General features: G+C 60.7%; 14 protein-coding genes. 8 read left to right on the top strand and 6 right to left on the bottom strand.

Annotated elements, in window-relative coordinates:
- Positions 1-88: 88 nt before the first annotated feature.
- From ACYYKW_RS06770 to ACYYKW_RS06755, 4 genes are read right to left on the bottom strand one after another with little or no spacing between them, the layout of a single operon-like run.
- Complete coding sequence (locus ACYYKW_RS06770) at positions 89-826, bottom strand: amino acid ABC transporter ATP-binding protein (RefSeq protein WP_464989709.1); 738 nt, start codon at positions 824-826, stop codon at positions 89-91.
- The gene (locus tag ACYYKW_RS06765) at positions 813-1,463 is read right to left on the bottom strand and encodes an amino acid ABC transporter permease (RefSeq protein WP_090287373.1); all 651 of its coding nucleotides are present in this window, start codon (positions 1,461-1,463) and stop codon (positions 813-815) included. The genes ACYYKW_RS06770 and ACYYKW_RS06765 overlap by 14 nt, the downstream gene beginning before the upstream one ends.
- Entirely contained in the window at positions 1,460-2,128 is a 669-nt protein-coding gene (locus ACYYKW_RS06760; RefSeq protein WP_464989708.1) for an amino acid ABC transporter permease, read from the bottom strand. Before ACYYKW_RS06760 ends, ACYYKW_RS06765 begins: the two co-directional genes overlap by 4 nt.
- A gap of 21 nt (positions 2,129-2,149) precedes the next feature.
- The gene (locus ACYYKW_RS06755) at positions 2,150-2,935 is read right to left on the bottom strand and encodes a transporter substrate-binding domain-containing protein (RefSeq protein WP_464989707.1); all 786 of its coding nucleotides are present in this window, start codon (positions 2,933-2,935) and stop codon (positions 2,150-2,152) included.
- Positions 2,936-3,192: 257 nt separating this feature from the next.
- On the opposite strand from ACYYKW_RS06755, the gene ACYYKW_RS06750 reads away from it, so the two are divergent.
- From ACYYKW_RS06750 to ACYYKW_RS06720, 7 genes are all read left to right on the top strand, one after another.
- Positions 3,193-3,900 (top strand): FadR/GntR family transcriptional regulator, encoded by a 708-nt coding sequence (locus tag ACYYKW_RS06750; RefSeq protein ID WP_093097212.1) that lies wholly within the window; start codon positions 3,193-3,195, stop codon positions 3,898-3,900.
- Positions 3,901-4,020: 120 nt separating this feature from the next.
- Positions 4,021-4,350 (top strand): thioredoxin TrxA, encoded by a 330-nt coding sequence (gene trxA / locus ACYYKW_RS06745; protein WP_003206727.1) that lies wholly within the window; start codon positions 4,021-4,023, stop codon positions 4,348-4,350.
- A 245-nt stretch (positions 4,351-4,595) separates the two neighbouring features.
- A complete protein-coding gene (gene rho, locus ACYYKW_RS06740; RefSeq protein WP_003229334.1) occupies positions 4,596-5,855 on the top strand; it encodes a transcription termination factor Rho in 1,260 nt (419 codons plus the stop codon).
- A 139-nt stretch (positions 5,856-5,994) separates the two neighbouring features.
- Complete coding sequence (locus ACYYKW_RS06735; protein WP_464989706.1) at positions 5,995-7,956, top strand: acyltransferase family protein; 1,962 nt, start codon at positions 5,995-5,997, stop codon at positions 7,954-7,956.
- A gap of 80 nt (positions 7,957-8,036) precedes the next feature.
- The gene (ubiD, locus tag ACYYKW_RS06730; protein ID WP_464989705.1) at positions 8,037-9,503 is read left to right on the top strand and encodes a 4-hydroxy-3-polyprenylbenzoate decarboxylase; all 1,467 of its coding nucleotides are present in this window, start codon (positions 8,037-8,039) and stop codon (positions 9,501-9,503) included.
- Entirely contained in the window at positions 9,503-10,471 is a 969-nt protein-coding gene (locus ACYYKW_RS06725; RefSeq protein WP_464989704.1) for a CDP-6-deoxy-delta-3,4-glucoseen reductase, read from the top strand. The genes ubiD and ACYYKW_RS06725 overlap by 1 nt, the downstream gene beginning before the upstream one ends.
- 196 nt (positions 10,472-10,667) lie before the next feature.
- Complete coding sequence (locus ACYYKW_RS06720) at positions 10,668-11,336, top strand: gamma-glutamylcyclotransferase (protein ID WP_464989703.1); 669 nt, start codon at positions 10,668-10,670, stop codon at positions 11,334-11,336.
- Here ACYYKW_RS06720 and glpT read toward each other — a convergent pair.
- Complete coding sequence (gene glpT, locus ACYYKW_RS06715; RefSeq protein ID WP_464989702.1) at positions 11,312-12,661, bottom strand: glycerol-3-phosphate transporter; 1,350 nt, start codon at positions 12,659-12,661, stop codon at positions 11,312-11,314. The two genes, ACYYKW_RS06720 and glpT, sit on opposite strands and share 25 nt — an antisense overlap.
- A 260-nt stretch (positions 12,662-12,921) precedes the next feature.
- Positions 12,922-13,899 carry an NADPH:quinone oxidoreductase family protein gene (locus tag ACYYKW_RS06710; RefSeq protein ID WP_464989701.1) on the bottom strand — a complete coding sequence of 326 codons (978 nt, stop codon included), beginning with the start codon at positions 13,897-13,899 and terminating at the stop codon, positions 12,922-12,924.
- A gap of 150 nt (positions 13,900-14,049) precedes the next feature.
- On the opposite strand from ACYYKW_RS06710, the gene ACYYKW_RS06705 reads away from it, so the two are divergent.
- A complete protein-coding gene (locus tag ACYYKW_RS06705) occupies positions 14,050-14,457 on the top strand; it encodes a flagellar basal body-associated protein FliL (RefSeq protein ID WP_172833234.1) in 408 nt (135 codons plus the stop codon).
- Positions 14,458-14,523 lie beyond the last annotated feature (66 nt).

The raw sequence follows: 14,523 nt of genomic DNA, 5'->3' as shown, positions 1-14,523 counted from the left end.
AGCGCTGAACGTACGATCCTGTTCCTGCATCGAACCCTGTGGGAGCGGGCTTGCCCGCGATGAGGCCCTAAAAGGCACCACACATCTTTCAGGCAATCGCTTCGACGGTCCCAATAAAGTTCGCCAGCTCCACCGTCTGCGGATTGGCGAACAACACCTTTGGGTCGCCCACCTCATGCACCTTGCCATGGTGCATGAACACCAGTTTGTCGCCGACCTCGCGGGCGAAGCGCATTTCGTGGGTGACCATGATCAGCGTCATGCCTTCCTTGGCCAGTTGCCGGACTACGGCGAGCACTTCGTTGACCAGTTCCGGGTCGAGCGCCGAGGTGATCTCGTCGCACAGCAACACCTTCGGCGACATCGCCAGGGCTCGGGCGATCGCCACGCGTTGCTGCTGGCCGCCGGACAGCCGATCCGGGAAGGCATCGAATTTCTCGCCCAGGCCGACTCGCTCGAGCATCTCGCGCGCCAGCTCGGCAGCCTTGGCCTTCGGCACTTTCTGCACCACTTGCGGCGCGAGCATGACGTTTTCGCCCACGGTCAGGTGCGGGAACAGGTTGAACTGCTGAAACACCATGCCGACTTTCTGCCGCAGGCTGCGCAGGTCGGCGCGGGCGGCGTCGAGGTATTCGCCATCGACTTCGATCACCCCGTCGTTAATCGACTCCAGCCCATTGAGCGTGCGCAACAGGGTCGATTTGCCCGAGCCGCTGCGGCCGATGATCGCCACCACCTGGCCTTCCTCGACGCTGAGGTCGATGCCTTTGAGAACGTGATGATCGCCGTAGTATTTATGCAGGGCGGAAATTCTAAGCAGAGGCATGCAGTCTCCTTTCCAGGTAGCGCGCACTGAGGGACAAGGGGTAGCAGAGGAGGAAATAGCCGAGGGCGACGAGGCCGTAGACCATGAACGGTTCGAATGTGGCATTGGCGAGCATGCCGCCGGTCTTGGTCAGCTCGGTGAAACCGATGATCGAAGTCACCGCGGTGCCTTTGACCACCTGCACCGAGAAGCCCACGGTCGGCGCCACGGCGATGCGCAGCGCCTGCGGCAGGATCACATAACGCAATTGCTCCAGCGGATTGAGCGCCAGGCTCGCCGAGGCTTCCCACTGGCCATTCGGGATCGACTCGACGCAACCGCGCCAGATCTCCGCCAGATAAGCGCTGGTGAACAAGGTCAGGGCAATCGCAGCGGCCATCCACGGCGAGATTTCGACCCCGGCCAGCGCCACGCCGAAAAACACCAGAAACAGCTGCATCAACAGCGGCGTGCCCTGAAACAGCTCGATCCAGGTGCGGGCAATGCTGCTGGGCAGCGAGTTTTTCGAGATGCGCATGATCAGGATCAGCAGCCCGACGATGCCACCGCCAATGAACGCCACCAGCGACAGCGCCAGCGTCCATTGCAGGCCGGTGAGCAGGTTGCGCAGGATGTCCCAGAAGGTGAAGTCGCTCATGCCCGGCTCCTGCTGATATAGCGCCGGCCGATCCAGTTGAGCAATTGGCGGATAAGCAGCGCCATGCACAGGTAGATCAGCGTGGTCAGCGCATAGGTTTCAAAGGCGCGGAAGTTGCGCGACTGAATGAAGTTGGCGGCGAAGCTCAGCTCTTCGGTGGCGATCTGCGAACACACCGCCGAGCCGAGCATGACAATGATGATCTGGCTGCTCAGCGCCGGCCAGACCTTGCCCAGCGCCGGCAGCAGCACCACATGCCGGAACGCTTCAAAACGACTCATCGCCAGCGCGGCCGCCGCCTCCAGCTGTCCGCGCGGAATCGCCTGAATGCCGGCGCGGATGATCTCGGTCGAATAAGCGCCAAGGTTGATCACCATCGCCAGCACGGCAGCCTGCCACTCGGAAATCTGCACGCCGAGCGATGGCAGGCCGAAGAAGATGAAAAACAACTGCACCAGAAACGGCGTGTTGCGAATCAACTCGACGTAGACGCCGAAGATTGCTGCGAACGGGCGGAGATTCCACGCCCGCACCAGCGCCCCGACAATTCCGAGGCCCACCCCGAGCACCGCGCCGATGGCGGTCAGCTCAAGGGTGAACAGCGCCCCGCGCAGCAGCAGGTCGGTGTTTTCCACCACCGGCAAGAAATCGAACTGATAAGCCATGAAAGTCTCCCGCGTCGTCGATCAGAGATCGGCCGGCAGCGATTCTTTCAACCAGGTCTGCGCATTCTTTTCCAGCGCGCCGTCAGCCTTGGCGGTGGTCAGGATATCGTTGACCTTCGCCAGCAGTGCGGCTTCGTTCTTGTTCACGCCGACATACACCGGCGAATCCTTGAGCTTCACTTTCAGCGCGGGCACGCGTTTCGGGTTCTTCTCGCTGATGGCGACCATCACCACGTTGCCGCTGGCGATCAGGTCGACCTGGCCGGCGAGGTAGGCGGCGATGGTTGAGTTGTTGTCTTCAAAGCGCTTGATGGTCACACCTTCGGGGGCGACTTTGCTCAGCTCGATGTCTTCGATGGCGCCACGGGTGACGCTGATGGTTTTGCCTTTGAGGTCGTCGAGGCTGCTGATTGCAGCATCTGGCGGGCCGAACACGGCGAGGTAGAAGGGGGCGTAGGCGCGGGAGAAGTCGATGACTTTCTCGCGCTCGGGGTTCTTGCCGAGGCTGGAGATCACCAGATCGACCTTGCCAGTGGTCAGGAACGGAATGCGGTTGGTGCTGTTGACCGGGGTCAGCTCGAGTTTGACCTTGAGCTGGTCGGCCAGCAGTTTCGCGGTGTCGATGTCCAGGCCACGGGGTTTCATGTCCGGGCCGACCGAACCGAACGGCGGGAAGTCCTGCGGCACGGCGACTTTCAGCGTGCCGCGTTTGACCACGTCGTCCAGACCGTCGGCGTGAGCGGGAGCCTGGCACAGCAGCAGGCCGGCAAACAGGGAAGCGAGAAGGGCGCTGTAACGCTGGGTCATGGACAATCTCCGGATCGGCGGGAAGTGATTTCTGCAATCGGACAGAGCATGGGCCGTGCCAAGACTGCGCTTTCATTGCGCCAGGCCGCGGTTTCAGCGGCTTCGTTCGGTCTTACTGGTCTGAACAGTCAGGATGCTTTTCGCACCCCGATGGCGCATCAGTGATGCGCACCGAACCCCACTGGGGCACGACTTGCCGGGCCCGCCGAATAGCTTTACAACTAGCCGCACATTGACCCTGGCGCGTCCGAAAAACCATGAACTCGATTTCCCGTGCGGTACCCGAAGTGGCGCTGCAAGCGATCCGCAAATTGATCACCGAACAGGGCTTCGGCGCCGGCGATGCCTTGCCCTCGCAACGGCATCTGGCCCTGCAGCTGGGTGTCAGCCGCGCGTCGTTGCGTGAAGCACTGTCATCGCTGAGTGCGCTGGGCGTGGTCAGTATCCAGCCGGGCAAAGGGGTGTTCGTGCAGGCGCCGGTGGAACTGGCCAATGGCGACAGCGCACCGGGATGGGCCTTTGCGGCGCAGGCCTCGCCGCTGGACATCTTTCAGTTGCGCTATGCGCTGGAAGGGTTTGCGGCGGGGCTGGCGGCGGTGACGCTGAGCACGTTCGACCTGGATGCACTGGAAGACAACGTTGCGGCGATGCGTGAGCAATTGCGCGCCGGCGATTTTGAAGCGGCGGCAAAACTCGACTTCGAATTTCATCGACGGATCCTGCTGGCCAGCGGCAATCAAGCGATGCTGAGCATCCTCACGGCCAGCGCCGAGATCTTTCTCGAGAGCCAGAAATTACCGTTCATTCGCGCCGAGCGGGCCATGGAAACCTGGCAGGAACACCGCAAGATCCTCCGTGCCCTGGCCCGCCGCGCGTCGGCTGCGGCGCAAAAAGCCATGCAGGAACACGTGCGCAACGCGGCCCTGCGCACTGGAATCGCGTTCATCGCCCCCGCCGCCGGCTGACTTGAACCATACCCAAACTCATCAGTCACCATAGCAAGACTCAATCAACTGCGGCTTCCTGAACACGGGAAGGGCGGCTATGATGGGCCACGTTTTTTTGCTTACAACCTGGAGAATTCCATGAGCAGCGATCTGATCAAACACGTTAGCGACGCTAGCTTCGAAGCCGACGTACTCAAGGCCGAAGGCGCTGTCCTGGTCGACTACTGGGCTGAATGGTGCGGCCCTTGCAAGATGATCGCACCGGTTCTGGACGAGATTGCCGAGACCTACAAGGGCAAGCTGACCGTCGCCAAACTGAACATCGACGAAAACCAGGAAACCCCGGCCAAGCACGGCGTGCGTGGTATCCCGACGCTGATGCTGTTCAAGAACGGCAACGTTGAAGCGACCAAGGTCGGCGCACTGTCGAAGTCGCAGCTGGCGGCTTTCCTCGACGCCAACATCTAAGCGTCGCGGTAAACGTTAAAAAAAGCCCCGCAAATCGCGGGGCTTTTTGCGTATTCAGGGCTAGACGCTCCGAAACTCAGGTGGTACATTCGGCCCCGCACTGGTTTCTCCACTGCCCCCTGCTAGCCGTCGCCGACGCACTCCTTTTCGAATTAGTTCGCGATCCTGTCGCCTTCTCCGCGGCGCGGCCTCATTAAGCCAAAAGCTTAATTTCCCCCCTCCATAAATGATTACGTCATTCCTATATGAATCTGACTGAACTCAAGCAAAAGCCGATTACCGAACTGCTCGAATTAGCCGAACAGATGGGCATAGAAAATATGGCCCGTTCGCGCAAGCAGGACGTGATTTTCTCCCTGCTGAAAAAACACGCGAAAAGCGGCGAGGAAATCTCCGGTGATGGCGTGCTGGAGATTCTCCAGGACGGCTTCGGCTTCCTGCGCTCCGCAGACGCTTCCTACCTGGCCGGCCCGGACGATATCTACGTCTCGCCGAGCCAGATCCGCCGCTTCAACTTGCGCACCGGTGACACCATCGTTGGCAAGATCCGCCCTCCGAAGGAAGGCGAGCGGTATTTCGCACTGCTCAAGGTCGATACGATCAACTTCGATCGTCCGGAGAACGCGAAAAACAAGATTCTCTTCGAGAACCTGACCCCGCTGTTCCCGACCGTGCGCATGAAGATGGAAGCCGGCAACGGTTCCACCGAAGACCTGACCGGTCGGGTGATCGACCTGTGCGCGCCGATCGGCAAAGGCCAGCGTGGTCTGATCGTTGCACCGCCGAAAGCCGGTAAGACGATCATGCTGCAGAACATCGCGGCGAACATCGCGCGTAACAATCCTGAAGTGCACCTGATCGTGCTGCTGATCGACGAACGTCCGGAAGAAGTGACCGAAATGCAGCGCACCGTGCGCGGCGAAGTGGTTGCCTCGACGTTCGACGAGCCGCCGACCCGTCACGTCCAGGTTGCCGAAATGGTGATCGAGAAGGCCAAGCGCCTGGTCGAACACAAGAAAGACGTGGTGATCCTGCTCGACTCCATCACCCGTCTGGCCCGTGCCTACAACACCGTGATCCCGAGCTCCGGCAAGGTTCTGACCGGTGGTGTCGATGCCCACGCGCTGGAGAAGCCGAAGCGTTTCTTCGGTGCCGCGCGTAACATCGAAGAAGGCGGCTCGCTGACCATTATCGCCACCGCGCTGGTTGAAACCGGCTCGAAGATGGACGAAGTGATCTACGAAGAGTTCAAGGGTACCGGCAACATGGAACTGCCGCTGGATCGCAAGATCGCTGAAAAGCGTGTGTTCCCGGCAATCAACATCAACCGCTCCGGCACCCGCCGCGAAGAGTTGCTGACCGCCGACGACGAACTGCAGCGCATGTGGATTCTGCGCAAGCTGCTGCACCCGATGGACGAAGTCGCTGCCATCGAATTCCTGGTCGACAAGCTGAAAACGACCAAGACCAACGACGAGTTCTTCTTGTCGATGAAGCGCAAGTAACACGCAAGCCGTTGAAAGGAGCGCTCCGTAAGGGGCGCTTTTTTTTGCCCGTGATTTATTTGTATCTGGATTGAAGTTTGCCCGACTGATAACTTCGCGCCTTCAAGGGATTTTGTATCCAGAACAGGTAAGGTTTTTCATGCACACGTTTGGCAATCGCCGTGACATCGACGGTTTACGCGCACTCGCGGTTCTTCCCGTTGTGCTGTTTCATTTCGGATTCAATACATTCAGCGGCGGCTTTGTCGGCGTCGACGTTTTTTTCGTCATCTCCGGGTTTCTGATCACCTCGATCCTGTTCCGTGAAATCAGTGCCCAGCGCTTCAGCTTCCTCGATTTCTGGGGCCGTCGCGCCCGGCGTATTCTTCCAGCGTTGACCGTGGTCGTGGTGGTGACGCTGGCGCTGGGCTGGTTGTTGCTGACCGCCAAGGACCTGTCCGATCTGGGGCGGACAATCCGTTACCAGTCGTTGTTCATTTCCAACATCCTGTTCATGCGCGAGGACGGCTACTTCGAACCGGCCTCCGATCTCAAACCCTTATTGCATACCTGGTCACTGGCCGTCGAAGAGCAGTACTACATCTTCTTCCCGCTAATGATGGTGCTGTTGATGCGCTACGTCCGGCATTGGCGCTGGATGCTGTTCGCGGTGCTGCTGGTGTCGTTCGGGCTGAACATCGTCTACATCGAGCGGCGCCCGGAATTCGCCTTCTTCTCCCTGCCAACCCGCGCCTGGGAATTGCTCTGCGGCGCCATGCTCGCGGTAATGCCGGCAGCCAAACACGCGCCGCGGTTTTGGGTCCGGCAGGCGGTCGGCCTGGCCGGACTGGCGGCGGTGCTGCTGGCGGTTTTCACCTTTGACAAGTCCACGGTGTTTCCGGGCTGGGCAGCCTTGCTGCCGGTGCTCGGTACGACGGCATTGATCTGGTCGGGCGCACGCGGTCCGACACTGGCCGGCCAGTTGTTGAGCCTGCGGCCGATGGTGTGGATCGGTCTGCTGTCGTACTCGTTGTATCTGTGGCACTGGCCGATTTATGTGTATGCCAACGCGATCTCGATCGATGGCATCCAGCCGCTTGAAGCGCTTGGCTGGATCGCCCTGGCCGTGGCGTTGGCGTGGCTGAGTCTGCGTTTTGTCGAGCTGCCGTTTCGCGAGAAACGCGTGTTCGCCAGCCGTAACTCGGTGCTGGTCGGTGGCCTGGTGTCCATCGCCGCCCTGGCGGTGGTTGGCTCGGCCATCCGTTCGGCCGACGGCGTGCCGCAACGTCTGAGCGGCAAGGCACTTGAGTATGCGCAGTCCCAGGAGTGGAACGCCGGGCAAATGAAGTGCATGCACATGAGCAAGGACAAGACCCTGGACAAGGCCTGTCGCGTGGGCGGCGATCAACAGATCGCGCCGACGAAAATGTTCTGGGGCGACAGTCACACCGCCGCGCTGCTGCCGGCCATCGAAGGCAACAGCCAGCGCGACGGTCAGCCCGTGTGGCTGTACAGCCTGACCGGGTGCCCACCGATCATCGACGATGCCCTTCGTGCGCAGTGCAAGCAGTTCAATCAGCGCAACATGCAGTTGGTCCGTGAGCTGGGCATCAAGGACGTGGTGCTGGCGGCGAACTGGAGTCTGTACGTCTACGGGCGTGAGGACGGCGACGGCGACAAGCAGTTCCTGCTTGATCCTTCGCGCAATGTGGCGCAATCGGAGCAACGCATGGCGGCGGCGATCAAGGCGCAAGTCAGCGAACTCCGTGAGGCGGGTGCGCAGGTCTGGCTGTTCAAGGAAGTGCCGTTGCAGCACAAGAGCTACATCAGCCGCCTGACCAGCCTGGCGCGGATTGGCCGCTCGGCCGAAGGACTGGGCCGGCCGCTGGGCGAACATCTGGCTCGGCAGCAGTTTTTCACCGGTCTGTTCGGCTCGATGAGCGCTGCCGATTCCGGCGTGCATGTCATCGACCCGACGCCGCTGATGTGCAAGGACGGCCTGTGCATGATTGATGTCGACGGCCATTCGCAATACAAGGATGCCGATCATCTTTCCGACGCTGGCAGCGCGCGTTTGAGCCCGTTGTTTGCGCCAATGTTGCTGGGCACCAGCCGCCATTGAGCGATGCCGGGCACTGACGGGCTGCTGTTTGCCCGTCAGAGCAGGTAGGATGTACGCCTATTTTGAGGGTGCCATCGTCAATGAAATTCAAGGATCTTCGGGATTTCGTGCAGCAGCTTGAGCAGCGCGGAGAGTTGAAACGCATCCAGATTCCCGTCTCGCCGGTGCTGGAGATGACTGAGGTGTGCGACCGCACGCTGCGGGCCAAGGGCCCGGCGCTGCTGTTCGAGAAACCCACCGGCCACGACATTCCGGTGCTCGGCAACCTGTTCGGCACCCCCGAGCGGGTGGCCATGGGCATGGGCGCCGAGTCGGTCAGCGAGCTGCGCGAGATCGGCAAGCTGCTGGCATTCCTCAAGGAGCCGGAGCCGCCGAAGGGTTTGAAGGACGCGTGGTCGAAACTGCCGATTTTCCGCAAGATCATTTCAATGGCGCCCAAAGTCGTCAAAGACGCGGTGTGCCAGGAAGTGGTCATCGAAGGTGACGATGTCGATCTGGCGATGCTGCCGGTGCAGACCTGCTGGCCCGGCGATGTCGGCCCGCTGATCACCTGGGGCCTGACCGTCACCAAAGGTCCGAACAAGGAGCGCCAGAACCTCGGTATCTACCGTCAGCAAGTGATCGGCCGTAACAAGGTGATCATGCGCTGGCTCAGCCACCGTGGCGGCGCCCTCGATTTCCGCGAATGGTGCGAGAAACATCCGGGCCAGCCGTTCCCGGTGTCCGTTGCCCTTGGCGCCGACCCGGCGACCATTCTCGGCGCTGTCACGCCAGTGCCGGACAGCCTTTCCGAATACGCCTTTGCCGGTCTGCTGCGCGGTAACCGCACCGAGCTGGTCAAGTGCCGTGGCAACGACCTGCAAGTGCCGGCCACCGCCGAGATCATCCTTGAAGGCGTAATCCATCCGGGCGAAATGGCCGATGAAGGTCCATATGGCGACCACACTGGTTACTACAACGAAGTCGACAGCTTCCCGGTGTTCACGGTTGAACGCATCACCCACCGGATCAAGCCGATCTACCACAGCACCTACACCGGCCGGCCGCCGGATGAGCCGGCGATTCTCGGCGTGGCGCTGAACGAAGTGTTCGTGCCGATCCTGCAGAAGCAGTTCCCGGAGATCACCGACTTTTACCTGCCGCCCGAAGGCTGCTCGTACCGCATGGCCATCGTGACCATGAAAAAGTCGTATCCGGGGCATGCCAAGCGCGTGATGCTCGGTGTCTGGTCGTTTTTGCGACAGTTCATGTACACCAAGTTCGTTATCGTCACCGACGACGATATCAACGCCCGTGACTGGAACGATGTGATCTGGGCCATTACCACGCGCATGGACCCCAAGCGCGACACAGTGATGATCGATAACACCCCGATCGACTATCTGGATTTCGCCTCGCCGATTTCCGGCCTGGGCTCGAAGATGGGCCTGGATGCCACTCACAAGTGGCCGGGCGAAACCACCCGCGAGTGGGGCCGCGTGATCGTCAAGGACGACGCCGTGACTCAACGGATCGATGCCATCTGGAATCAGTTAGGAATAGATTGATGCGTGTAACCCTGCAGCCTTCCGGAGCAGTGCTCGAGATACAGCCCGGTGAGCGGATTCTCGACGGCGCGCGGCGCCTGGGTTTTGATTGCCCGCAAAGCTGCCGCAACGGTAACTGCCACGTGTGTGCGGCGCTGCTGGTCGAAGGTCGCGTCGAGCAGAATGGCCAAGTCCATGATCATGGCGAGTTCTACACCTGCATCGCCGAGCCGCTGGAAGACTGCGTGCTGCTCTGGGATGGCGTCCTCGCGCTGGGCGAACTGCCGGTGCGCAGCCTGTCGTGCCAGGTCATCGAATGCCGCGAAGTCGGCGGCGACACCTGGCGTGTGCGTCTGCGTGCGCCGGCCGGCAAGCCGCCGCGCTATCACGCCGGGCAGTATCTGATGATCGAACGCGAGAACGGCGAGAAATCGGCGTTCTCCATGGCCTCTGCGCCGCACGGCGGGCGTGATCTGGAAATCCATGTGCTGGCGCGCGAAGCCAGTGCACTGAGCCTGATCGAGCAACTGCAACGCAACCCGATGGTGCGCGTCGAGTTGCCGTTCGGCGACACCCATCTGGCCGAACTGCCTGACGGTCCGTTGGTACTGGTCGCCGCCGGCACCGGCATGGGCCAGATTCACAGCCTGATCGAACATTGCCGCGCCAATGGCTTCAAGCACCCGGTGCATCTGTATTGGGGCGTGCGCCGTCCGGAAGATTTCTACCAGATCGAACATTGGGATGAATGGCTGAAGCTGCCCAACCTGTTCCTGCACAAGATCGTCAGCGATCAGTGCGGTTGGGAAGGGCGCTGCGGGATGCTGCACGAAGCGGTATGCGAAGACTTTGCCGATCTCAAGCCTTTGCACGTCTACGCCAGCGGTTCACCGGCCATGGTTTACGGCACCCTCGACGCGCTGGTCGAGGCGGGGATGGACGCCCATCAAATGCGCGCTGACGTATTCGCTTATGCACCGCGTTCCTGATTTCATATAACTTCATATATAGCCGATCGGTATTTATGGAATTGAATAAATACCGGTAGGTTATATATCCATCAGGCAATTAAATAATCTTTGTGCCATGGCACTTAATTTGCCTGAAAACATATGTGCCTTATTGTTACAGCGGTGCGTTCTATTAAGTAATTCTTCACCCGCGGGGAGCTGAACGCTATTCGCCATGAGCGCCATTGAAAACGCTTTTCTGAACCTGGCTTACCCTCCGCGGCTCGAACTCGGGCCGCAGCTGACCCACGAGCAATTGCTCGCCTCCATGCAATCGACCATGGCGCGACACAAGGGCGGGCCGGTGTGGCTGTTCGCTTACGGTTCGTTGATCTGGCGCCCGGAATGCACCGCCGTCGAGAGAGTGCGCGGTCGGGTGCACGGTTATCATCGTGGCCTCTATTTATGGTCGCATGAACACCGCGGCACGCCGGAGATGCCCGGGCTGGTGTTCGGTCTGGATCGTGGCGGTTCGTGCAGCGGCTTCGCCTACCGGTTGCCCGAAGACAATCTCGATACCGCGCTGTACGCCTTGTGGAAACGCGAGATGCCGGTGCCGTCGTATCGGCCGCACTGGCTCAACTGCCGGCTCGAAGATGGCACTCAGGTGCAGGCCTTGGGCTTCGTGCTGGAGCGGCACCTGCCCAGCTATGCCGGCAACCTGCCGGACCATGTGCTGAGCCAGGTGTTCGCCAGCGCCAGCGGGCGTTACGGCACCACTCGCGATTATGTCGAGCAGACCGCACACGCCCTGCGCAGCCACGCCATGCCAGACCGTAATCTGGAGGCGCGGCTCAAGCGCTGTCAGTCAACCTGCGATCAGGCGACCGCTTCACGGCTCTGACTGGCGACTTGCTTGTGCCATAGCGTCGGGGCCAGGAAGGCCATTGCCAACAGGCAAGCGCCGACCAGCAACACGAAGCCGCCGTCCCAGCCGAAGTGGTCGACGGTGTAGCCCATCGCCGCACTGGCCGCGACTGAACCGCCCAGATAACCGAACAGACCGGTGAAGCCCGCGGCGGTGCCGGCGGCTTTCTTCGGTGCCAGTTCCAGCGCCTGCAAACCGATCAGCATCACCGGGCCGTAGATCAGGAAGCCGATCGACAGCAGGGCGATCATGTCTACCATCGGGTTGCCGGCCGGATTCAGCCAGTAAACCAGCGTCGCGACCGTTACCAGAGCCATGAACACCATGCCGGTCAGGCCACGGTTGCCGCGGAAAATCTTGTCCGACATCCAGCCGCACAGCAGCGTGCCCGGGATACCTGCCCACTCATAAAAGAAATACGCCCACGAGGTTTTATCCACGGTGAAGCCCTTGGCTTCTTTCAGGTAGGTCGGCGCCCAGTCCAGCACGCCGTAGCGCAGCAGGTAGACGAAAACATTAGCGAGGGCGATGTACCAAAGCATTTTGTTGCGCAGCACGTATTTGACGAAGATTTCCTTGGCACTGAATTCGTCTTCGTGGCTGGCATCGTAGCCTTCCGGGTAATCGTTCTTGTACTGCTCGATCGGCGGCAGGCCGACCGATTGCGGGGTATCGCGCATGGTAATGAAAGCGAACACCGCCACGCCCAGCGCCACCGCCGCCGGTACATAGAACGCCGCGTGCCAGTCGTTGAACAGGCCCATGCCGAGCAGGAACAGCGGGCCGATCAGGCCGCCGCCGACGTTGTGCGCCACGTTCCACACCGAGACCACGCCGCCACGTTCCTTCTGCGACCACCAGTGCACCATGGTCCGCCCGCTCGGCGGCCAGCCCATGCCTTGCGCCCAACCGTTGATGAACAACAGGATGAACATCATGGTCACGCTGGAAGTCGCCCACGGCGCGAAACCGAAAACGAACATCACTCCGGCCGACACCAGCAGGCCGAATGGCAGGAAGAAGCGCGGGTTGGAACGGTCGGACACCAGGCCCATGAGGAACTTCGACAGACCGTAGGCGATGGCGATCGCCGACATCGCCAGACCCAGGTCGCCGCGGCTGTAGCCTTCGTCGATCAGGTACGGCATGGCCAGCGAGAAGTTTTTGCGCAGCAGGTAGTAACCCGCATAGCCGATGAAGATACCGGCGAAGATCTGCCAGCGCAGGCGTCGGTAGGTGCTGTCTATTTTTTCTTCAGGCAAAGGAGCCTGATGTGCGGCAGGACGAAAGAAAGCAAACATTCAAGAGCTCCAGTTTTCTTGTTTTGACTGCGGATGCGAATGTTACAGTTTCGTTACCGAAAATAGCATCGCTTGACGTCGGCAAAACAGTGGAAATCGGGGCAGTTGAGCGTTCCTTTACGAACATGTCGCTCAGACGTAAGAGCGGGACGTTTTGGGAATGGTGACTCAGGTGGGTTTTTGCGGTTTTCGCGCATTGATAAAGGGCTGATCTCAACGTCGAGGCGATCCGGGCTACTGGCCCGGATCGCTCCGTGGCCTTAACGGACCTGAACGACAACCTTGCCCACAGCCTTGCGCTCGCCCAGATCATTGATCGCCTGCGCGGCATCGCTCAGCGGATAAACCTGCGACACCAGCGGTTTCAACTTGCCCTCGGCGAACCAGCCGAACAGTTGCGCAAAGTTCGCCGCGTTGTCCTGCGGCTGGCGCTGGGCGAACGAGCCCCAGAAGACGCCGAGTACCGCCGCGCCTTTGAGCAACGCGAGGTTGACCGGCAGCTCCGGTATGCGACCGCTGGCAAAGCCGACCACCAACAGCCTGCCGTTCCAGGCGATGGCGCGGATGGCCTGATCGAACAGGTCGCCGCCGACCGGGTCGTAGATCACGTCGGCGCCCTGGCCGTCGGTGAGGCGTTTGATTTCGTCCTTGAGATTGGCTTCGCTGTAATTGATCAGCTCATCGGCGCCAGCGGCTTTGGCTACTTCGAGCTTTTCGGCGCTGCTGGCAGCGGCAATCACGCGGGCGCCCATGGCCTTGCCGATTTCCACTGCCGCCAGACCGACACCGCCAGAGGCGCCGAGCACCAGCAGGGTTTCGCCCGGCTGCAGGTTGGCGCGCTGCTTGAGCGCATGCATCGACGTGCCGTAGGTCATGCTGAAGGCGGCGGCCGTATTGAAATCCATCGACGGCGGAATCGGCAGCACGTTGTAGCCGGGCACCGCGACCTGCTCGGCAAAACTGCCCCAGCCGGTCAGGGCCATGACCCGGTCGCCGACCTTGAGGTGGCTGATCTTTTCCCCGACTTCGCGAACCACGCCAGCCGCTTCACCACCCGGCGAGAACGGGAAGGGCGGCTTGAACTGGTACTTGCCCTCGATGATCAGCGTGTCCGGGAAGTTGACCCCGGCGGCGTGCACGTCCAGCAGGATTTCATTCTTCTTGGCGACAGGACTGGCGACGTCTTCCAGCACCAGCGATTCGGCAGGGCCGAAGGCTTTGCACAGCACGGCTTTCATCAGGGCTATTCCTTTGGGAGTGATGGCCGATAAGTGTAGGTGTGTGAATCAACGGGTCAACGAGCATGCCCGGCCCTGATAGTCAGGCATAAGCTTGTGCTTGTGCGGCGGGTCGTTATGCTAGGCCGCAAACCGGATAAGGAGCGAATTGTGAAAGCGTGGATCATGTTGTTGCTGGCCCTGTCTCTGCCTGTGGCAGCGCTGGCCGAAGAAGCCAAAGAAGGCGAGGCGCCGAAAGTCAATTACATTACCCTGAGCCCGCCGTTCGTCGGCAATTACGGCCTGGACGGCACGACCAAGCTCAAGGTCTTCAAGGCCGATGTCGCCTTGCGCGTAACCGGTGAAGAAGCGACCAAACTGGTCAAGGCCAACGAGCCGCTGATCCGAAATCAACTGGTGGCGCTGTTCACGCAGCAGAGCACCGAAGCGATGGGCAGCATCGAAGGCAAGGAAAAGCTGCGTCAGGAAGCGCTGAAGCAGACGCAGCAAGTGATGAATGACGAGACCGGCAAGCCGGTGGTTGAGGATCTGTTGTTCAACAACCTGATCATTCAATAAGTCATCCGTTGTCCGGGCGGGACCCATCGCTGGCAAGCCAGCTCCCACAGGTTTTTCGGGTGGTCA

Source organism: Pseudomonas sp. 15C (assembly GCF_055484735.1).
This window is presented reverse-complemented; position numbering and strand designations above follow the sequence as displayed.